The organism is Pseudomonas sp. JAI120, assembly GCF_014207255.1.
Taxonomy (GTDB): domain Bacteria; phylum Pseudomonadota; class Gammaproteobacteria; order Pseudomonadales; family Pseudomonadaceae; genus Aquipseudomonas.
Window position 1 is genome coordinate 997,802 of the sequence record NZ_JACHCZ010000002.1, and the last position, 21,263, is coordinate 1,019,064.

Consider the following 21,263-nt stretch of genomic DNA (forward strand, 5'->3'; position numbering starts at 1 on the left):
AGCGGTGGAACTCTGCAAAGTTCGTCCTCCAATCACCACGTATATAAAGAAGCATCAACAAATCCCCTTCCATCGGGTAATGGATTTGTTGGTGCGCCTCTTATAGCCAGATTGCAGCATGGGCACGTCACTCCTCTTCCCAAGGAAAAACTGCACCATGGCTGATAATTTCCGGCTCAACATCGGTTCACTGCGTAGCGATGTGAAGCTCACTCTTCACACTCACCACGCCGCACGCATCTGGATGGGACGTCCAAAAAACGATCTAAAAGTCGGCATCATTGGCTTGTCGGGTTTTTGTAGTGTCGTCAATCGCATGTCACGCGGAGCCCAGCAGGACGATCCGTACTCTGATTGGTGGATGATTCTTATAGAAGAAAAAATCAATGAGTCCAAGCAAGCACTGAAGAACATCGAAGAGCGCTTGGATATGGCCATGGCTTCCCTGCCACCGGCCATTAGCATCAGTGAGAACCTTTCAATTCAGCCAGTCAGTCTCCCGCTTTATATCTCCAACCCTCTAGGCTTTCAGGCCGTATTCCTGCTGACCAACTACGACGAAATAGTTAGGCGCATCTTGCTGGCCCAGCACGTCGGACTTGTCGGGCGCCACGATATGGAAACCTGGATAGATGAAGGCGCAGCGGTACTCAGGAGACTTTTTGGATTGGCCCAGAACTATAAATACTCCGGTGCTGCACGCGATGACTTCGCCGCCAACAATGCCAAAGCTGATGCAGCCCGCAAAATGTACGAGCGTTATGGAGAACTGCCACAGGACATCCTGGAAGGCACCCGTCGTTCGAACTTCGCTCCACCCATCATTCGCGGCCAGCAACAAACCGAGGTGGAAGATCACTTCGATGAGGCCGAAGAGGGTTGAAGCACATGGGCCAGCAAAAATCCGACGATGGAGCACTGCAACAGACTGCCTTTCGGCCACTGCAACAGGATGCCTTTCAGCAACTGCAACAGGCTGCCTCACTAAAAGGCCTTTTAAAGCCTTTTAAAGGTAAGGGGGAGCTGACCCAATTTGCCGCGTTATGCCGAGATCAGGAGTCGGGGTTGAAAGCCCTTGCCCAGGGCGTACTGGAACAGGCCCGACGGTATCCGTTCACCTTGGTGCCTGTTCGGCTTACCGAGCAAAACACTCAAGCCGGGACGCAATTTCTGAGATGGCAACAGGTGACAGATCGCCGAATGGGCGTTGGGGTTTGGGCGGACATGATGGGCTCCCCCAGAACACCGGAATCCATGCTGCAGGACCTGTATGCGATGGAGCTTCAGCGGATCACGTTAAACATGCAGATGAGCTTGGTCCACTCCATCGCCAAACAGGCCGCCGAATGTGCAAAAAAAATGGGCCAGGCGGAGGCCGTGTACATGGCTCGCTTGCAGCAGCTCACCAAACCAATGCAACACCAATAACCTCGGAGAACACTCATGGGTACGCCAGTACAAGGCTGGGAAGGCAACATCGGTTCGACACCGGAGTTCAAAGAATTCCCCAACGGTAACAAGGATCCACGTCGACTCATGCGGATCAACGTCTACTTCGACAATTCGATTCCGGACGGTAAAGGCGGTTATGAAGATCGTGGCGGATTCTGGGCAAACGTCGAATGGTGGCACAAGGACGCGGAACACTATTCGCAGCTGTTTCAGAAAGGCATGCGCGTGATCGTTTCCGGCCGCGCCGTTATGGACCGTTGGGAGAACGACCAGGGCGAATTCGAAGCCCTGAAAATTCAGGCCAGCCGTATTGGCATGCTGCCACACCGCGTGACCATGGTGAATCTAGCGCCTTCACAGAGCCAGAACTCGCAACAGTCCAACGGACCAAAATCGCAGCCGCAGCCGGCACCAGGTCCTGATGAATATCCAGAATCTGATCCTCCGAACTTCTGAAAACCAGGGGCTTAATTTTCGGCCCCATTCGTGAGGCTGCCGGTGGTGGGGGATACGGCTCATCGTTACCCTCACCCAGTTTGAAAACTCCCTTCGAAGTCGGAGTTACCGATGTGCGAAACCCTTAGAGATCCAACCGGGTACGTTGTCATTGCTGCAGAGCATCCGGTTTTAGGCCGTGTTTTCTGGGCGTACTTCGATGAAAGCGAGGTGAATGCCCCCGACTACTACGGACTTACTTTGGATTTGAACCGTGCATCATGGGCCCCACTCGGCTGGCGCAAAGGTGAGCATCAGATGGGCAGACGTGAGGAGACCGACCTCGATTCCTGGCAAGCTCGCCGATTTCTTGACAAGCTACTCGATGGGTTCCGCCTGGATACTGAATACAGCGTCGACTTCGACGATGATGGAGAGATCACTGAACAGCTCTACGGTAGTCTAGAGTGCCTGCGCGTTCAAAGCGGGCAATCCACAGAGGCCTTTATAGAGTGGATTTGGAGCGCGGCTTGGTCGGACGAACCGGCCCAAAACTTGCGGAATAACCAACTATTCAATCTGAAAAAAATCGCGCAACCCGTGATTTTTTTGATTTAAATAACCCATATATCGGCATACTTAAGCACTGATTTTCAATCTTTAGAGCTTTTCGAACAAAATCAACTTATATAGCTACTGCCTGTTTGATCAGCTCTTCGAGGACCGCCTCCGATGGCGTCAACCCACCCAGTATTAAAGCCAACAGATAGGCGGCAATTCAATAACCCCCACGCTGCTGTGCAAATAGCCGGTGCGGAGGCCGCCCGAAAAGGGCTACGGGTGTATGACTGCCCTTACCATCACCCCGCCATGCGCGCGTCGTGGCTAAAGGGCTTTGCCCAGGAACAGCAGCTATCGCTCGACCTCTAGCAGCTGAAAGCCCTTTCTTGCTCATTGAGCATTTCCCATTGAAGCCCTACCCCCCTGACGCGAGAGTCCCACTCTGGATAATTGAGAGGGCACCCCATGAAGTTATTAATCATCGAGGCACCAGGTAAGCTGAAAAAGCTCCAGCCAATGATGAAGAAGCTGCGCCCAGGCGAAGACTGGCAGGTGGTTGCCAGTGGTGGGCACATCCGGGACCTACCGGCCCGAGGGCAGGACGACAATATGATCACCACCGGCGTACGCAAAAATTACACGCCGGTGTATGAGATCCTGGATAAAAGCACCAAGGCCGTGCGGAACATCAAGGCGGCAGCGAAACAAGCCACCGAAATCTACCTTGCAACAGACCCGGATCGTGAAGGCGAAAGCATCAGCTGGCATATCCAACAGGTGCTGGGCGTCAAGGACTACCAACGCATCACCTTCAACGAAATCACTCTGAAGCGTGTTGAAGAAGCCCTGGCCAACCCGCGCAAAATTGACCTGAACAGGGTCGCCTCGCAAGAGTGCCGGCGCGTACTTGACCGTCTGGTGGGTTACCTGGTGACACAGGAGCTTCGCCGCCTCATGGGCAAACCCACTTCTGCGGGACGAGTTCAATCACCGGCTGTCTACCTGGTGGTGTTGCGCGAGCGCGAGATTCGCACCTTCCGCGTCATCAATTACTTTGGTGTGCGGCTCAACTTCCAGGGACCAATGGGAGACTGGTACGCAGACTGGCAACCCGTGCCTGACTTCGCGACCAAGGATTTCCCCTACGTCCAGGACGGGAATCTGGCTCAGCTCGTTGCCGGCACACGCAATGTCGTTGTCGAATCCTGTGACGACCGCAAGGCCGAACGTAACCCTCCTGCGCCTTTCATCTCTTCCACGCTTCAGCAAGCGGCGAGCAACGCCTTGAAATGGGACCCAGATAAGACCATGCAGGTCGCCCAGCGGTTGTACGAGCAAGGCGTCATCACCTACCACCGGACGGACAACCCCAACGTTCCAGACGAAGCCATGGAGGATATTAGAACCGTGGCCAGATCTATCGGGGTGGAGGCCGTCGACGTGCGACGTACATTTAAGTCCGCCGAAGGTGCTCAGGAAGGCCACCCCGCAATTACACCGACGCATTGGGTTGATGCCAAGGCTGGTGAAAACGACGAGGAGCTCGCCCTCTACAAGTTGATATGGGTCCGGGCTCTTGCCAGCCAGCTTGAAGCAGCAGTGTTCGATGTGCGTACCGTAAAACTGCTCGCGGTTGGCCCAAATGGTAAGACGCTGCGATTCAATGCAACAGGTGAAACCCTCTTCCATCCCGGGTGGCGAAAACTGCTGAAAGGCGATGACACTGACGATGAGGAAGATGCAACAGCCAGCAACCCAGTGCCTGCACTCTCACCTAAACAGATTCTCGCTGTGCACAACGGAGAACTGCTGCAGAAGAAAACCCAGCCGCCTTCGCGCTACACGAAGGCCAGTTTGATCAAGGAAATGGAGCGCCGCGGTATTGGCCGTCCCAGTACGTTCGCCTCGATCTTGAAGAACATCACCAGCAAAGGCCTGATCGAGGAAAAAAGCCGCAAACTGGTACCGGCCCCACTTGGTGAGGAAACAATCGCCAAGCTGGAAGGTTTCTTCAGTTTCGTGGAACTCGATTTTACGCGGGAGCTGGAGCGCGATTTGGACAAAATCGCCCAGGGCCAAGACACCTATGGAGCTGTAGTTGCGCGTCTGCATAGGCGACTGGAAGAGGAACTGTCCCAGCAGCGTGGAATGCCGAGTGTGCCCATGGCGTCCGCTCCACGCCCAGACGCTGCAGGTGGCGCTTTCAACTGTCCCAAATGCAATCAACCCCTCGCAAGGCGACAGAAGAAAGGGGACGGTGGATATGACTTTTGGGGGTGTACAGGCTTCAAATCGAATGGATGCAGGGTGAGTTATCCAAACTTGAATGGCAAACCAGATCTCAATAAACCCAGAGGGGTGTGACTTCAGCCATTCCCGCTATAAATCACCGTCAACGCCGTTACGCATTAACCCTGGAAGCCCGCCCGCCCTATACCTGACATTCCTCTGCGAAATCGCAGAGGAGGTCATGGGTGAGCGTACAGAAGAGACAATCGGTGTTGGGACTGCGCATCTTAGCGCCGAAGCTCCAGAAGTTCTCAGACCGGCAAATTGAAGTTGCGCAGACCTGGGCTTTGCATTTTAACGTACCGCCCTACCAACTGACCTCATTCATCGATACCTATCTGGGTTCAACCGCACACACGCGGTGCTGGTGCGTCACCCTGCCTTCAACAAGTGATCAAACACGACCAGTTTTGGCCAGAATCGGCGACCACCTCCAGTACTTCGATGGTTATCAGGTGAAGGCCTGCAAAATCACCAGCAAGGACCGCGTCCACAAGAAAAAACCCACCGTATTGGTGGCCCAGCAGCTGCTGCTCAGGTTTGAAAAACGTTGGTATGCAGACGTTCTGCTGACCTCCTTCTGCAAGTCGGCTGGAGAAAGGGCGCAAGCCCTATCGATTGAAGATCTAGGAGGCTTTAATCGCAGAGGCTACGATTCGACGGCGAGCAACAATCGGTACTTCTCTCCTCGAAACCGGTTTTACCTGAAGCAGATAGGCAGCACGCTGAAGCAGTTTTGCCGGTGCCTGGAACAGGAATTACTGTTCGCCATCCGTTCAGCGCAATGCCCCTCCCCCAAGCTCTATAACTGGCTGGCTCAAGGTGACCGCAAACGCCGCATGCAGGCCCTGAAAGCCCAACCGGTACTGATTCCACTTCTGGTACTGGTTGATCAATGGCCGTGGCCGTGGGATGAGCAGCAGCAGGTATACATGACCTGCCCGTGGGACGACCTTCAAGAATGCCGCCCAAACTGGAGCGGAGATGGCTCTTTGATCATCGCGCATGAGTGCCTGATCGGTCGCATTGCAGATGCAGGCCTTCCGCTTACCGACACTCTGGCGTGGCTGCTACAGACGCCGCGTACTGCAGTGCGCTACTTAGGGCAACAACGGGTATTCGATACCGGCAGTGCATTGACCCGTATCAATCGTGAGGGGCCTGAACGGCCCTGGCATCGACTGCTGCTAGGAGCTTCACTGGGCAATCGACGTCCCCTTAAAAAAGCGCACTGGATCACATTCTTCGCCTTGTTGGATAAAATTCCGTATCAACTGCGGGAGCAGACGCAGGACTGGAACAGGCTGCTGTCGGGGTGTCCAACTGATTGGTCGGATCCCAGTTGGTCCAAAATCGCCGACGACTTGCGAGACCTGAACGAGCTCTTCAACAACATAGATGAGAGCTACGGACCTGATGCCTGTGAAGCACTGCAAAAACTCAAAAGCTTCATTGGTACTGCCACCTATCACCAGATCGCCAGCTTGGTGGATGGCTTTCACCTCGCAATGATAGACATACGTGAAGCTCTTGATGCCGCAGATCCCCAAACCAAAACAGACTCTTTGACACCCTGGAGGACGCTGCTTAATTCAAACGACACACTTCTCGTAAGCCCGAATGGGCTGCAAATTGTCGAGCTGAAATGCCCAGCCGATCTTTATGCGGAACATCGAGCGCTGGGGCATTGCATTGATGGTTACGACTACAGCGCTTATCGGGGCATCTGCCGTCTTATTTCAGTTCGCGAAAACGGGAGATCGTTGGCCTCTGCAGAAATTCAAATGGATGAAAGTGCCTGGGGCGAAACGTTAGCAAAGTTGACTCCCAAACACCTGGTGACGATACAACTGAGAGGACTTCGCAATCGCACACCTAAGTCGGGCTCCAGGGTTGACCGGGCCTATCAATGGTTTTGGGCAAAGATCAAATCGGGTGAACTCGCCATTAACCTGGAATGGCCCGACCAAACACTATTCATGTCGCGCTATACAAATCGAAACCGGAAAAAACTGCATGCCCAGGCCTGTGCGGAATGGATCAACCAACGCTTGAGCAGGACATGAGTCGTCCACGTCTGATGAACCGCCGGCAGGACCTGGTCGAAAAAGTCATTTTTGACGGCTATGACTTCGGGGTGTTAATGCAATACGTTGAGGGTGCGAACCGGCTGTTTCTCGAACGTAATGGTTTCTATATTCGGCGTGCCGAGCATCCTCAACATCGCTATTGGCGATTACCAAAAGGCAAGTTGCTGGATGACCTGGATGTGCTCTTCCACCGTTTGATGGAGTTGTCCGAGGACCGTTTCAATGAAAGTTGGGAGACGTTTTCACATAAAATCACAGCCGCACAAAACGACCCAGATCGGCAGGCATTCACGTGGGGGCTGACCTTTCGGATAGCTCCACTCGTTCAGGGCGGGATCCTGCTGTCAGGTGACTACCATCCTGGCGCGGTCGCCATTTCAAGGCGCATGCACGGCGTGTTTCTCGGGCATTCCAAGTCCTGGCGCATCGACGCTGGTGCGGAAGTGGTGCGAAGCAACTTGATCCTGGAGCTTGGATTGTCGGAGGATCAGTTCGAAATCCTCGACACCGTACAAGAGCTACTGACCGACGGATCCGTTGTTCCAGCTGATGAAATCACCCGCATCAGTCTTGGTGGACCTCCACAAGAGCGCGCTGCAAAAGCGGCTGATGACAGCACCTCAACCGATGTGTATCTAGCCGCGGTGCCCTCAATCGAGCGCACCGGGTTCACCACCGAACAGATTAACCAGGCATTGGCTGGTTATTCTTTACTGGACCATCAACCGGCAGGCATCCGGCACTTGCTACAGCGCACAAGCGCCTTGCTTGCGGATGACATGGGGCTTGGCAAAACTCGCCAGGCAATCATTGCCGCTGCAATCCGAGCAGCTGATAGACCCATCTTGGTAATCACGCTGTCGACGTTGATCATCAACTGGCAACGCGAAATCCAGATGGTGTATCCCGAGGCCACAATCGGCCAACAGGTCTTTGATCCCTCTTCGCAATGGATTATCACCAACTACGAACGCCTGGGCGATTTTGTTCTGCATGCAGGACACTTTGACGTGATGATCATCGACGAGGCGCACCGCCTGAAAGAGCCGACCGCCGCGTGGACACGTCACGGCTTCGACATTGCCGCCAAGATACCCAACCGCTACCTGCTGACGGGTACGCCAGTCCTCAACCGAGAATCTGAGATGCACACGCTGCTACGGCTATCCGGCCACCCCGTAGGGAAACTGCCCTTGAAAGAATTCTGCGAACAGTTCGCCGGCAGTCAGGATTTCCGCATGAATCTGCGGGGCGCAATCGGCGATTGGATGCTTCGTCGACGCAAGGATGTCTTGCCCGGCCTCAAGGGCAAACAGCGCCAAACTTTACCCATCGAACTCACTGCTGAGGAGCGCAAGCAATACGATCAAATTCGGCTCGAAGACAGGCCTAGCCTCGCCAGGTTGGGATCACTGCGTCAGTTGCTTGAGCAGGTAAAGATTCGTGTCGTAATGGATCTGCTGTGCGAACTGGACGCGGAGGACAAAGTTATCTTGTTCTGTGAGTTCAAGGATACGGTAGGAACACTTCGCACTCGGTGCAAGCAAGCTGAGTACGGGTGCGTCACGGTTGTCGGCAGTGACTCTGTAGGAAAACGGCAAAAGGCGATCGATCAATTCCAAAGTGATCCAGAAACCCGCGTTTTTGCCGCCACTACCTCCGCTGCAGGCACCGGCAACAACCTCACTGCGGCCAACTATGTCATGTTCTTGGGCCTGCCCTGGACGCCAGGACTGCAGGACCAGGCAGAGGACAGGGCCTATCGGAATGGGCAATTGCGAATGGTCGTGGTGAAAATCCCCCTGGTGGAAAACACCATCGACCAGATGCTATGGCAAATGCTGCTGGATAAGCGCCAGTTGGCAAGTGACCTCATTGAGCCCGATGCGGCCGCCAACGCGAGACAAGCATTGGCGACCAATTTATAGAGCAGCGGTGTATCACTGCTTAGTGGCTGAGACCTTGTAAATATACTTGGAACCATTACTTTTGTTTTCTGGTATCTGAAAGGTCTCGCCGTCGGCAACCGTAGTTTCGTTCGATATCTGGAAAACTTCCGTATGTGGCAAATCTATTTGGAGTTTACCGACCTTGCTCGCATTCATTTCCAGGAGTCGAACATAGTTGACTTTATAACGTATTAGAATTTTCCCATCGCTCATAATGGCCGGGGTGACAAATCCAACAGTTCCGACTTCCAAATTATCTACAGCAACCTTGCCCTGATCGGAGGCTTTCTTATAAGAAATTGTTTGCACATTCCGATACGATAAAGTGGCACGATCCATTGTATATCCCGAAAACTTGTCAACCAGCTCACCATTACGCGTCAGCTCAGCCGTCACGAGTATTGATTCGGCAGCCGAAGCTCCAGTGACCAAGGTAGCTAATGCTATGAACAAGATTCCCTTCATACGATTGGTGCTCCGCTTCAAATTCATCTGATTATCCAAGTCATTGCACAAAGATCTGTGCGCTTTCTCCGCAAGCCTTCTGCTCGGTCTGCGTCATCTTTGTATACCCTATAAATACCTATAGACGCAGTTTTCTATTTCCTACTGCGCAGCTGGTACCCGCCTGTCACCGTTCCCCTATCATTACAGGGGGCCTCTCGGCACATGATCAGGCACGTCACCACGCTCTCGCTGCTCGCGTTAATCGCCAGTTGCACGACCCAAACGGCGCAGACACCCAAGCCCGATTTCGACAGCAGTCGCAATCCGGACATGTTGACGCCAGACCTCTATCCTGGCGGCGCCGTTCCTGAAAAAGAACCAGTAGTGCGCTATGGCCGCTACACCCTCGTCAGCACGCTGCCAGATTCTGGCCAACGTGACCTGATGGCTCAGATTATCGACATCAGCATTCCAGCCAACATGCACCCAAATGTGCGTGAGGCGATGCAGTACGTGGTGGACCGTTCCGGTTATACGCTTTGCTCGGCAGACACTGGCCACGTCAACATCCTCTACACCCGACCACTGCCAGCAGCCCAATATAAACTTGGCCCAATGACCCTGCGTAACACTCTGCAGGTGCTCGCAGGTCCGGCCTGGCAGGTGAAGGTCGACGAGGTCAACCGTCAAGTGTGCTACGTCCTGCGCCCTGGCTACCAGCTCCCGGATTCTCCACGTCCTGCATCGGCTCAGGTTGCTCAACTCAAAGCCCCCTCCACCGTTCAACCAGCTCCCGCAACCCCAATCAAAGACGATTCGAGCGGTGGAGTTGTAGTCGCCGCCGTACCGCAGACAGCGCCTTTCACCGCAACAGCAACAACCGCAGCGCCTGTAACGAATGCTGCACCTGCCAAAACCGTGACCACTCCTTCTGCAATTGCTAAGGATGGTTCTGCCAAACAAACGTCTTCCTTGCTGAATCCGGGTCCTGTCTCGGCCAAATCCAGCAGTATCAATGCCAAGGCGACTACAGCTACCCCTCCAGTAACCCAAGCCATGGCTCCAGCAATTCCAGCCACTCCGGTTATTCCAGTCATTGCCGCGCCGAAGCCGCTAGCCCAGTTATGGACGGCTTCAACTGGATCATCACTTCGTCAAACCGTTGAAGGCTGGGCTGAAAAAGCGCATTGGAGGCTGATCTGGCAGATCGATGATCTTGATTATCCAATTGAGGCACCACTGCGATTCGAGGGCAGCTTCGAAGAAGCCATTAGAGAGATTTTCCCGCTTTATGACTCGGCCCCACGGTCCTTTGTGGTCGACGGCGTTTCATCGCAAATGCTGATTTACATTGCAGAGAGGAAAAAATGATGACTGCCCGTCTCTGGATCCGAGGCACAGCTATAGCGCTCATCGTGGCTCTGCTGAGTTCCTGCTCACTGCAGCGGGTTAATGAGTCAGCCAGTCGCGCCGAAAATGATGCGGCGACCGCCTCGCAATACAGCCGGTTTCTGAGAAATCAGCAACAAGAGCCCGCGCGCGCCACGGTGGTGTTCAGCGATAAACCCTGGGTTTCAAAACAGCCGATGGTCGCCAAGCGTGGTTTGCCGCTGACCATGGATTGCGACATCACCTACCGCCCTTCGTACAACGTTGGGATCGCGGAGATCGCACGTTACATCACCAGCGAGTGCGGCGTTCCCGTCATTGTAGCGCCTGATGCCATCGATCCAAGCGTCCTTACCAGTGCAACACAAGGGAACTCAGGTCCAACCGCTCCCCCGGGTATGAATCAACCCGACAACCTGTCCAACTTCATGCCCGCAGGTGTCATCGGCAACGTGCCCAGCAATGCCCGCTCAATGAATATGATCGGACAGATTGCACCCAGCACGTTCCCCATCAAGTACAGCGGCAAACTGTCAGGTTTGCTAAATCAAACCGCCGCGCAGCTGGGCTTAGCGTGGAACTACTCCTCAGACGATCGCAGCGTGCATGTCACTTACTTCGACACCAAAACGTTCGATGTATGGGCATTTGGAGATGACCAGATCATTGAAAGCACAGTGAAGTCAGGTTTGCTGACCGCGACAGGGAGCGGGAGCTCAGGTGGCGGTGGAGGATCTTCATCCACCGGTGCATCGGGAGAGTCCGGCAGCAACCAGAGCACCACCGTCTCTATCAAGACATCACTGATCGGGGATATTGAAAAAAACGTCAAGGCGATGCTGAGCCAGCAACCGCAAGGTCGGATGTTCCTTTCGCGTTCCACCGGCACCTTGACAGTTACCGATCGACCAGAGGTCCTCTCCAACGTTTCTAAATACTTGAACTCCATCAACCGTAGCATCACGCGTCAGGTGCTGTTCAATGTCAAAGTCTTCGAGGTAACCCTCAGCGACAAGGATCAGACTGGCCTGGATTGGACAGCGGTCTATACCAATCTGAGCAACAAGTGGGGATTTTCACTTAAAAATGCCACTACTGGGATTGGCGCCAATGCGGTCTCAGGCTCTCTGAGTATCTTGGATACTTCCAAGTCGCCGTGGGCCGGATCTAACCTGATCATAAAAGCACTGTCGGAGCAGGGACGAATTTCAAATGTCCGTTCGCCCTCGGTCACGACGCTCAATCTACAGCCGGCACCTATCCAGATCGGCAACGTGCAAAGCTATATCGCGTCGAGTTCGACTACTACAACGGCCTCAGTCGGATCGTCCACCTCACTGACTCCCGCGACGATTACGAGCGGCTTCAACATGATGCTGCTTCCTCGGATTATCGACCAGGACAACCTGCTGCTGATGATCACCCTGAGCATGAGCAGCAAACCCACCTTCACCCCCTTCACCAGCAATGGCTCCAGCGTCCAAACCGCTGACTACGACACCAAGAACCTGTCTCCGAAAGTCAAATTGCGCAGCGGTCAAACATTGGTACTGACCGGCTTCGAAGAGAACAGCGAAAACGCGACTAAATCCGGCGTAGGTGATCCGGGCTTCTTTGGTTTGGGTGGTAGCCGTATCCGCAGCACAGACCGCAATGTACTGGTGGTGTTAATTACCCCTGTTGTCGACAGCGACACGGGAGGCCCTAGCACTCTGAATACACCGGCTGCCAATGACCTATGGGGCCAATGCCCAAGCCCGGCGCTGCGTTGCGCAGGCTTTAAGGGGTAAGCCATGGTCGCGGAAGTATCGAAAAACACACGTTCTGCGCGCGTCCAGGTACTGCAGCATAGAGGGAAATCTTTCGTCACTGGTCTGCGCTGGCATCCCCTGGGCAGTGTCACCGGTCACATGAAAGAAGCCCGCCAATATGGGCGTGAACACGAACTAGACATTGTCGCCATTCGCAGAACGCCGGCGATCATTCAGGCAGGTTTTGTAGCGCACAGCGACAGCGTCACCAAGGGCATGTATTCACTCGCCGCGACGCTGGCTGGACAGTTGGGCGATTCGTGGATTGCGGCATGGCGGACGGCACCCGATCTGGACCAGTACGCCTTGGTCGCGGTGTATCAAGGCGGTGTGATTTCAGGCTGTGACATGATCGGTACAGGCGCCGAAGTGCGGCGCAGGGTCGTGCAACAACGCAGTCGCGGCATTCAATTCAGCCATGAGTACCTCCCTCCAGAGTTTGAGATGGGCGGGCATCCTCTGGACGTTGAAGATCTGCTCCAACCCGAGAAACTCAAACGTGAATATCGACTTAAACAGCTTGTATTTGGACTCTCCAAGACCGAGCTGGTGCAGCTCTCGATTCTTGCAGCGCTGATCGCAGTCGGCGTCATTGGCTGGGCGCAATGGCAGAGCCATCAGGAGCAAATAGCCAAGGAGGCAGCGTTCCAGGCTGAACAACAACGTCTAGCTGAGTTGGCCAGGCTGCAAAAAGAATCGGGTGTGGAGCAACCTCCCCAAGCGCTTGAACATCCCTGGGCCAAACGTCCCTCTGTTGAAGACTTCTTGGAAGGTTGCAGCAACGTCATTTATCAGTTGCCCCTATCCATTCAGGGATGGCAGTTCACGAGTGCCATGTGCGACGGCACTCAGGTCCTGTCCTCTTACACACGTTCTGGCAATAGCACTGCCGACAAGCTGATACAGGCAACTCAAGGCCACTTTTCTGATCGGCCGGCCTTTTTTGACGAGGGTAACTCGGCGACGTTGAAGTCCGACATTTCCTTACCTGCCGCTGGTGATGAACCGCTTGAAGGAGCGATCGTGATGCTGGCAAACCTATCGTCTTGGCTGCATAGCTTCATGCAGACCCCCACCCTGAAAGAGATGCCGGTTGTTGTGCCCGTTCAACCAGCCATTCCTGGTCAGCCTGCTCCACCGCCGCCGCCACCTCCTCAATGGAAGCTATTCGAACTGCGTTACACCTCCGGGCTTACCCCACTGGACTCTTTATCCGGCGCACCCAGTCAAGGCCTTCGGCTGCGTGAAATCCAAACCAAATATGAGGCTGGCCACCTTGTCTGGTCAGTAATAGGTGACCTTTATGCGAAATAAGACGCTGCGCTTTTGGTGTTCAATCCTTGCCTTCGGCGCCCCCATTTGTTGGGCGAGCGAAAACACGCCATCCGGGGTAAACGTCGGTGAGTTGGCCCTTATTCAAAGCCAGACGATTCTGTTGAACGCAAAGGCCGAGAAAGCCAAAGCCGAAAGATCCATCAACGGCGAAGACCAAACTGCGACGGCGCAGCCTTCGCCAATGATTTTTTCTCAAGGCTACCTCACGCCTCCGACTTCTGCCTCCGCCCGCAGCGCTGACTCACAGCCTGAGTTGCCTGTTGTAAAAGCCGTCTTCGGCTCAGCAAAGCGTCTACGTGCCACCCTTCTCTACAGCGGTGGGGTTGAGATTGACGCTGATGCCTCCTCCAGGGAATTGCCTGGGGGTTACCGAGTGGCAATCCTCACCTTCGACAACGTGACGCTTGAGCGAAGCGGCAAGCGCTATCCCCTCGGTTTTTCCAATACTCCTCCAGTCGTCCCAGGCAACGCCAATAACCCCGCAGTCAGCAACACCGCGTCGCCCCCTGTGCTGCTGCCCGGCTTAATCCCTGACCAACGCTGAGAGACCAATGCTATGACGATCCCGACCGAAAATCCCCAGGCAACGGAAGTAGGCTCCGACGAGTCTGCTGTGGAAATTCTGATTTCGCACAAAAAGTTGCTGACCGCAACTGGAGGACCGTTTGAACTGAAACCCGAGTTGCGTCAACTGTGCGCGCTGACCAGCGATGGGATTCTGTATGTGTCTGCCCAACATCAAACGGATGCCTATGTCATGGCATTCGAGGATCAGTTGGAACACGAAAATCATCCTTTCGAAGTCAAGGTCTGCTCCATGAGCACGATCAAGGCTCTGTACCAAGCGAATGAGGATGTAAATGGTAAAACACTGTCCACCGATACAAAACGCCAAGCCCAGGTAGTACAACTGCTGGGAGAGGCCCACCGGCGCAATGCGAGCGACGTTCATTTTGTCGTTGGCCACGACATCACTCGAATATTCTTTCGTATCCACGGGCTTTTGTGGGAGGCAGAGCAGCATCAGAGCCAGGTGGGCATGGAGCTCTGCTCATCCCTCTACAACAGCATGTGCGATGTAGCTAAGGACCACTATCAGCCGCAGGTGAGCCAGGACGCCAGGGTGAAACGAGCCTATGTCGAACAGCTTGGTCTGTTCGGCGCCCGGGTTGCCACCCGGCCGCTGGTTGACGGCCCCCTGATGGTTCTGCGTCTGCTGTACGACGACAAAACCAAAATGACATTTGAGGAGCTCGGTTTTCTTCCCCAGCAGATCGAGGCATTCAGCCGCATCCGTAGTTTGCCTTATGGGGTGAACCTAATTACTGGCCCCACAGGTTCCGGGAAGTCCAAGTCCCAACAAGTCAACCTGAACCTGCTGCATGAAGAATGTGGTGGCACCAAACACATTTTGACCATGGAAGATCCGCCTGAATATCCAATCATGGCCAACCAGTCGCCACTGGGCCCTGGTGAAACCTGGAACGCAGGTATCACCAACACCATGCGGCTGGACCCCGACATTCTGATGTACGGGGAAATCCGGGATCTTGAATCAGCCCAAGCGGCGTTCCGTGGCGGAATGACCGGTCACTTGGTACTTTCGACACTGCACACCAACAATGCCGTAGCCGGCCTGCAGCGTCTGATCGACATGGGGGTGGATCGCTACCTGGTCACTGACCCGGCCTTGATGACCAGCGTCGTGAATCAGTCTTTGCTGCCTGAGCTATGCCACCACTGTCGCATACCTGCATCTGCAAATCTGGACCAGCTCAGCGCTGCGCTGACTCGGCGCTTGCACGACCTGCAGGCCATCGAGCTGATTTACCTGAAAGGCCCGGGGTGCCCACACTGCAAAGGTTTAGGCGTCGGTGGCCGCACCGCAGTTGCTGAAACACTCCTTACCGACCTCAAATTTATGCAGGTTTTCAATAAGCACGGTGCGAGTGCAGCACGTCGCCACTGGGTCAAGGAAATGGGCGGCGTCACCAAAACCGCCCACACCATCATGAAACTCAAGCAAGGCCTGGTAGATCCGCGCCACGCGGAAATGATGGTAGGTCCCCTGGACTTTGATCAACAAACCTTGGAGCTCTCTCATGATGAGTGACGTCAGGGGGATGCTGAATCGTTGGGCAGAAGTCTTCTATGCCAAACAGTTCGGCAAAAACGAGCGAATCCAATTCTACGAGAGCCTTATGGGCATCCTTGAGGATGGTGTGTCACTTGAGGACGCGCTGCACACGGTCGCCAGAGCGTTCAGCGATAACGGTCAGAAATTGCACCCCGTATCTCTAGCCTGCAGAGACATCGCGCAATCGGTGAAAGACGGAAAATCCCTTAGCATTTCCTGCGAAGGCTGGGTTCCCTACGACGAGAACTCACTGATCGCCTCCGGTGAAGACACGGGCAACCTGGTGCAGGCTTGTCGTGACTGCGTGAGGATCATTGAAGTACGCCAACGGATCAGCAAACTCGTGGCCTCGGCCACCGTGTTCCCATCCGTTGTGTGGAGCGTCATGGCGGCTCTGCTGTATGTGATCGCCGTGTGGATGGTGCCCTCCATGACACGTCGGTCTAACCCCGAAGCCTGGACGGGTGTACCGGCGTTTCTGTACGCCCTATCAAATTTCGTGACCCACTACGGTCTGGTTACCTTAATCGCGGTCGTCGTCTTCATCTTCGTGTCGATCATCACCCTACCGGTGTTTTGCGGGCTACAGATCACGGCGGCCAGCCCGTCATGGAAGCTGCAGTTGAACAAGTTGCTCCAGGTCTTGAGAGTCCGAGCAGAGCGCCTTCCCCCTTGGTCGGTCTACAAGGCACTTCACGGCTCCATCTTTTTGCTCAACATGGCCGTGATGTTGCGCTCCGGCATCAACCAGCTCGATGCACTCACCTCTCTTCAGCGCAATGCTTCGCCCTGGCTAAAGGAGCGGCTGACGGCCATTCATTACGGCGTCAGCGCTGGCAAAAACTTCGGTACTGCGCTGAAGCTCGCGGGTCATCAATTTCCAGACCCCATGGCCATGCATTTTCTTGAAGTACTTGCCATACGCAAAGGCTTCGCAGAGTCGATGGAACGGTTTTCCAACCGCTGGCTGGAGCAAACCCTCCAGCGCGTCGAAGCCATCGCTAAATCGCTCATCGGTGTGTCCTCCATGGCCATGGGGATCATGATGATTCTGGTGGTGATCGGGATCTTCCAGCTGGCCGGCACTGTGACTGAAACGCTCTAACTCAAACTCAAATGAGGTACTGGAAATGCCAACAAATATTCGCAAAAACCAACGTGGATTCCTTTCCCTTGACGGGATGTTCTGGCTGATGCTGATCGCGGTGGCACTCGGATTCATCGTCTTTATGGGTTACAGAACGTTCGGCAGCTCGGACGTCACTATCGAACAGAGCAACCTCGGTACGTTGCTCAGCAATACCAAAAGACTGAAAAGTACTACGGGTTACGCGACTGCCGGCACCAACCTGGCGCCCTCCTTAATCAACCTCGAAGCTACCGGCGGCATGAGCATCAACGGCAATGCCCTGTCCAACCGCTGGAACGGTGCGGTGACCGTAGTGAGCAACGGCATGACCTTTACGATCACCGAATCCAACCTCCCGAAAAATGCCTGTATCACCCTCGCCTCAAATATGGCCAAGGACAAACAGACGACGACGGCAATCAACGGTGGTACTGCCATTGCTGGAGAAATCACTGCAGTGGCAGCGGCTACAAGTTGCTCATCGGACGCCAATACCATTGCCTGGACTTCGTATTAAGGAGCCCTGTGTGAGCGTGATCTCCGATGCTGAATTCGTCGACCTGTACCTAGGCGAGGGGTTTGCCGATGCCAAAGGTCTTCCTGGGCATGCGCGAAGAGTTGAAGCACCAGTCGAATGGCGTGCGGACCTCGAGCGCTTGCGGCTGCAGTGTCAGGAAAAGCACGCTGCTACCCAGGATCCTGAATTCGCTTTGATTGAGGATGGCGTAGTCCTACGCGTAACCCAACTACTGGATTTGAACGGTAAACCAGTTTTTGTCTTGAGCAAGTCATCGGTTCAGATCCGACCATTGGACATGCTAGGCCTGCCAGATTATCTGCAGGATGCATTGATGAGCGACTCTGTACGCGGCCTGATCTTCATCTGCGGAGAAATGGGTACAGGAAAGACTTCAAGCGCGGCCTCGCTTGTAAAGGCCCGCCTTGAGGCCTGGGGTGGAATTTGCGTGGCTGTAGAGGATCCCCCAGAACCCTATCTGAATGGTCGACACGGTGAAGGGCGCTGTATTCAAGTTCCAGTTTCTCGCCGTATGGGAGGCTACGAGGAGGCGTTGATCTTGGCGCTACGCACAAGAGCTGACTTGCTGTTTGTCGGGGAAATTCGCGACAGCTCGACCGCTGCTCAAGTCATTCAGGCATCAATAAATGGTCATCTCATTATTTGTACAGGCCATGCTGGCAGCGTCACTCAAGGCATTGAAAGAATCTCGGCCTTGGCCCAGCCCTTGCTGAATAACGCCCGAGAGTTGCTTTCCAAAGGCCTAGTAGCGGTCATTCACCAGTCTCTGTCTATGGGGATTGATGGGAATCGTCGACTTACGTTGCAGAGTCTGCTTTTCACTGACCGTGACGGACCGGGCATTCGAGAAAAAGTCCATGCAGGGAAGATCACCCTACTCGAACAAGACATCGCTCACCAATCATCTAGGAGCCTCTGGAATGACCAGTAAAAACAAACAGCGGGGTTTCTTGAGCCTGGATATGGCAATCGGATTGATCGTGTTTTCCGTCGTCGTCACCTTGGCGACAATATGGCAAATCAGGCAAATGGACGGTCAGGATTACCGCATTGCCGCAGATCAACAGAGAACCATCTCTGAAGCAGTGGCAAAATACTTGAAGGATAATTTCAATGCCTTATTGAACAACGCTACAGCGACCGTTCCAGCGCAAATAACCGTTCCGATGCTGATAAACACCAGCTATCTTCCTGCAGGTTTTAGCTCCACCAATACCTTCGGGCAGACCATTCTCGGCCTGGCCCGGAAGCCTAATCCCAACCAACTGGAGGTGATCGTCGTCACCACAGGTGGGCAAACAATCCCAGAAATGGGCATTCGTGTCATCGCTGAAAATCTAGGCGGACCTGGTGGTTTCATTTCTTCAACCAACCCTAACATCGTTCAGGGTGTACGCGGGGGATGGCAGGTAGCGCTTAGTAATTACTCTATCAACCCCGGTCCAGGTCATACCGCCAGCGCATTGTTCCTGATGGATGGCCAACTCGCCAATGACTACCTATATCGCAACGCGGTGCCGGGACATCCCGAGCTCAACACCATGAATACCGACCTCAGTTTAGGCGGCCACAATATCAACAATGCGGCTGCAATTACGGCTACCGGCAACGTGACCACAGGCGCTGATGTCAATGCTCGAAATGTAACAGCTACGAATACTGTATCCGCAGCAACTGCGAACGTCACTGGCGAGACCTACACAGGGGGCTGGTTCAGAACTCGAGGTGATACTGGCTGGTACAGCGAGAAATGGGGTGGAGGCATCTACCAGTCCGATTCTGACTGGGTGCGTGTCTATAACAACAAAGGGCTCTCTACAGGTGGGACAGTTGCTGCTGGACAGGTCACCTCTACCGGCACCGTTAGTGCCAACGGCCGTCTCTCGACCAATGAATTTCTATCGATCGGTGGCCAGGCGACAGAGGGAGAAGCGTGCAATGACAGCAGGCTCATCGCAAAAAATGCGGCGGGAATCCCACTTTCGTGCCAATCCGGGGTGTGGACTATCTCCGGGGCAAAATTCAAAAACTACATCTCCGGCTCTTGCCAAGGTTACGGCCAATGGAATCCTAGGGTTTGTGCTATTGCTGACTCAACTTGGCCTATATGCACTCTCTCTGGTGCTGCGGCCGTTGGTCAAGACGAGTCCGGTCAAGTGTATCGGGACGGAGCTGGAAACTGGTTTCTACGCGCGGTCAGAGCCGGTTGGGCTGGGGTCTTTTATTGGCAGTGCCTAAAATAGTATTTGCACGAATACCTTTGCGTTTTGTTTGTTGATACTCATTCATATACGTTGAGATCTGGTCGTAAAACCAATTTTCCTATGCTGCTGACAGGTACTTGCTTGATGGACCACCTTGAGAATGGCACTGAATATAATGATCATCAGCTGCAAGCATGGCTAAATTCTAGAAGCCGGATTTGCTCAAGCGCATTATGGGCTCCGGCCCTTAAGGGCTTAGAAGCTTTCGAGGTAGGAGATCACACCTATCGCCTTACCCCATTAGGATCAGGACGATATAGAGTTATATGCGTAAAAACTTCTGATATTATTTCAGCAGCCCACAAAGTTAGAAAGACCACTTCCCTTGCAGGTCGACGCCCTTTGACACTTACGGCAATAATTGTAACTACCTGCATTATATTGTATTACTCATTACTTTTAACTCGGCAAATACGAGCTTAGCTTTCGAACTCTGAGGGCCTGACTTTTGTCGTCAGCCGACTATAGTCCGAAGCAGCAAAATCTGTTGTAGCCCGACCTCGTATTTTCCCAAGACGATCTGGTTGAGCTTCGGTGACAATTACGTCTGACACTCTTGAGGCTCAGTCATGTCGCTAAATTGGGCAGTTCTCACAATCCTGCTGATCGCTGTGGGTTTGTTCAATCAACAGCAAAAGCAATCCGAACAAATCACAGACTATGCGACCATCGACTCTCTGAGTCGCAATTTGCTCGTCTATAGATCCGCAGCAGCTGAGTATGCGAAGGCAAACGCCGGGTATACAGGGACGCCGGCGGATGAAGCACTCAACCTGCCAGCATGGTTTTCAAAACCTTCAGGGGTTATGACCTACATATCTGCGGGACAAAGCTACACCTACTTTGCGGGTACAGCACCTCCAGGATTACCTGCAGCTTTGGTGGAGCGAACCCAGTCGATCACAGTAGGAGTGAACCGGGCAGGAGTGTTGATTTCGCCCAGGTCGGGAGAAACAGACATCATTCTCCCCAACGTCATTCCTGAAGGCGCAGCCGTGGCAGTCAACTGACTTGATTAGCGTCTTTGTATCCGGTGCGAGGTTGCATATACCTCGGGCTCTCAACATAATGAACGCGACAAAGTTTCCACCCCGCTGGCTACTGGCGGTCATCAGTAGCGCCCGGTGATGCGGCTTGCCTCATTACCAACCCCAAAGCACGCATAGCTCCGGGAAGGGCGTGCGGACCTGGTACAAGGCTCTCCCTGTGTCTCCCTGCTCAAGCCAGACACGCAGCCGTCTAACTCGTGAATTGCGAGTTCATAGGCACATAGAGCTTTGTCGAGGTTCGAAGCATCGTAGTCTAAGGGCCACACTGGTGTTGTGGCCCATTCTTTTTAAAGCTCACACAATGGGTAGCCTGATCATCTTGCAAAGGATGATCAGGCTACCCATTGGTAGCTGCTTTTCCCTGCCGGTGGCCCGCCGGCGAAACGCA

The 21,263-nt window shown here is 54.0% G+C and carries 19 protein-coding genes; 18 read left to right on the plus strand and 1 reads right to left on the minus strand.

Going from position 1 to position 21,263, the window contains the following annotated elements:
- Positions 1 to 157: 157 nt before the first annotated feature.
- The 8 genes from HDC32_RS16455 (at position 158) to HDC32_RS16490 (ending at position 8,755) form a co-directional block, all read left to right on the plus strand.
- Positions 158 to 883: a PFL_4669 family integrating conjugative element protein gene (locus HDC32_RS16455; protein ID WP_184744707.1), complete on the plus strand. Its 726-nt coding sequence runs from the start codon at positions 158 to 160 to the stop codon at positions 881 to 883.
- A 5-nt stretch (positions 884 to 888) separates the two neighbouring features.
- Positions 889 to 1,428 (plus strand): DUF3158 family protein, encoded by a 540-nt coding sequence (locus HDC32_RS16460; RefSeq protein WP_184744709.1) that lies wholly within the window; start codon positions 889 to 891, stop codon positions 1,426 to 1,428.
- 15 nt (positions 1,429 to 1,443) lie between these two features.
- On the plus strand, positions 1,444 to 1,908 hold the full coding sequence (locus HDC32_RS16465) for a single-stranded DNA-binding protein (protein ID WP_184744711.1): 465 nt from the start codon (positions 1,444 to 1,446) through the stop codon (positions 1,906 to 1,908).
- Positions 1,909 to 2,019: 111 nt separating this feature from the next.
- Positions 2,020 to 2,505: a hypothetical protein gene (locus tag HDC32_RS16470; protein ID WP_184744713.1), complete on the plus strand. Its 486-nt coding sequence runs from the start codon at positions 2,020 to 2,022 to the stop codon at positions 2,503 to 2,505.
- Positions 2,506 to 2,619: 114 nt separating this feature from the next.
- Positions 2,620 to 2,817: a CrpP family ICE-associated protein gene (locus HDC32_RS16475; RefSeq protein ID WP_081744453.1), complete on the plus strand. Its 198-nt coding sequence runs from the start codon at positions 2,620 to 2,622 to the stop codon at positions 2,815 to 2,817.
- A 96-nt stretch (positions 2,818 to 2,913) separates the two neighbouring features.
- Positions 2,914 to 4,812: a type I DNA topoisomerase gene (topA, locus tag HDC32_RS16480; RefSeq protein WP_184744715.1), complete on the plus strand. Its 1,899-nt coding sequence runs from the start codon at positions 2,914 to 2,916 to the stop codon at positions 4,810 to 4,812.
- A 110-nt stretch (positions 4,813 to 4,922) separates the two neighbouring features.
- Positions 4,923 to 6,803, plus strand: coding sequence for a hypothetical protein (locus HDC32_RS16485; RefSeq protein ID WP_184744717.1), 1,881 nt, complete (start codon positions 4,923 to 4,925; stop codon positions 6,801 to 6,803).
- On the plus strand, positions 6,800 to 8,755 hold the full coding sequence (locus tag HDC32_RS16490) for a DEAD/DEAH box helicase (RefSeq protein WP_184744719.1): 1,956 nt from the start codon (positions 6,800 to 6,802) through the stop codon (positions 8,753 to 8,755). The genes HDC32_RS16485 and HDC32_RS16490 overlap by 4 nt, the downstream gene beginning before the upstream one ends.
- Before the next feature lie 12 nt (positions 8,756 to 8,767).
- Here the strand turns inward: HDC32_RS16490 and HDC32_RS16495 are convergent, their stop codons facing one another.
- The gene (locus tag HDC32_RS16495) at positions 8,768 to 9,241 is read right to left on the minus strand and encodes a hypothetical protein (RefSeq protein WP_184744721.1); all 474 of its coding nucleotides are present in this window, start codon (positions 9,239 to 9,241) and stop codon (positions 8,768 to 8,770) included.
- Between the two features lie 204 nt (positions 9,242 to 9,445).
- On the opposite strand from HDC32_RS16495, the gene HDC32_RS16500 reads away from it, so the two are divergent.
- The 10 genes from HDC32_RS16500 to pilM all read left to right on the plus strand — a co-directional run bounded on the left by HDC32_RS16500 (position 9,446) and on the right by pilM (position 20,836).
- The gene (locus HDC32_RS16500; protein WP_184744723.1) at positions 9,446 to 10,594 is read left to right on the plus strand and encodes a TcpQ domain-containing protein; all 1,149 of its coding nucleotides are present in this window, start codon (positions 9,446 to 9,448) and stop codon (positions 10,592 to 10,594) included.
- Positions 10,594 to 12,402 (plus strand): PilN family type IVB pilus formation outer membrane protein, encoded by a 1,809-nt coding sequence (locus HDC32_RS16505; RefSeq protein WP_184744725.1) that lies wholly within the window; start codon positions 10,594 to 10,596, stop codon positions 12,400 to 12,402. The genes HDC32_RS16500 and HDC32_RS16505 overlap by 1 nt, the downstream gene beginning before the upstream one ends.
- A 3-nt stretch (positions 12,403 to 12,405) precedes the next feature.
- Positions 12,406 to 13,737 carry a type 4b pilus protein PilO2 gene (gene pilO2 / locus HDC32_RS16510; RefSeq protein WP_184744727.1) on the plus strand — a complete coding sequence of 444 codons (1,332 nt, stop codon included), beginning with the start codon at positions 12,406 to 12,408 and terminating at the stop codon, positions 13,735 to 13,737.
- Positions 13,727 to 14,302, plus strand: a complete 576-nt coding sequence (gene pilP / locus HDC32_RS16515) for a type IV pilus biogenesis protein PilP (protein WP_184744729.1) — start codon at positions 13,727 to 13,729, stop codon at positions 14,300 to 14,302. Before pilO2 ends, pilP begins: the two co-directional genes overlap by 11 nt.
- 12 nt (positions 14,303 to 14,314) lie before the next feature.
- Complete coding sequence (locus HDC32_RS16520) at positions 14,315 to 15,871, plus strand: GspE/PulE family protein (RefSeq protein WP_184744731.1); 1,557 nt, start codon at positions 14,315 to 14,317, stop codon at positions 15,869 to 15,871.
- Positions 15,861 to 17,000: a type II secretion system F family protein gene (locus HDC32_RS16525; protein ID WP_184744733.1), complete on the plus strand. Its 1,140-nt coding sequence runs from the start codon at positions 15,861 to 15,863 to the stop codon at positions 16,998 to 17,000. The genes HDC32_RS16520 and HDC32_RS16525 overlap by 11 nt, the downstream gene beginning before the upstream one ends.
- A 25-nt stretch (positions 17,001 to 17,025) precedes the next feature.
- Positions 17,026 to 17,541 (plus strand): type 4 pilus major pilin, encoded by a 516-nt coding sequence (locus HDC32_RS16530; RefSeq protein WP_184744735.1) that lies wholly within the window; start codon positions 17,026 to 17,028, stop codon positions 17,539 to 17,541.
- 10 nt (positions 17,542 to 17,551) lie between these two features.
- The gene (locus HDC32_RS16535) at positions 17,552 to 18,493 is read left to right on the plus strand and encodes an ATPase, T2SS/T4P/T4SS family (RefSeq protein ID WP_184744737.1); all 942 of its coding nucleotides are present in this window, start codon (positions 17,552 to 17,554) and stop codon (positions 18,491 to 18,493) included.
- Complete coding sequence (gene pilV / locus HDC32_RS16540; protein WP_184744740.1) at positions 18,483 to 19,805, plus strand: shufflon system plasmid conjugative transfer pilus tip adhesin PilV; 1,323 nt, start codon at positions 18,483 to 18,485, stop codon at positions 19,803 to 19,805. The genes HDC32_RS16535 and pilV overlap by 11 nt, the downstream gene beginning before the upstream one ends.
- A gap of 590 nt (positions 19,806 to 20,395) precedes the next feature.
- Positions 20,396 to 20,836 carry a type IV pilus biogenesis protein PilM gene (pilM, locus tag HDC32_RS16545; protein WP_184744742.1) on the plus strand — a complete coding sequence of 147 codons (441 nt, stop codon included), beginning with the start codon at positions 20,396 to 20,398 and terminating at the stop codon, positions 20,834 to 20,836.
- Positions 20,837 to 21,263 lie beyond the last annotated feature (427 nt).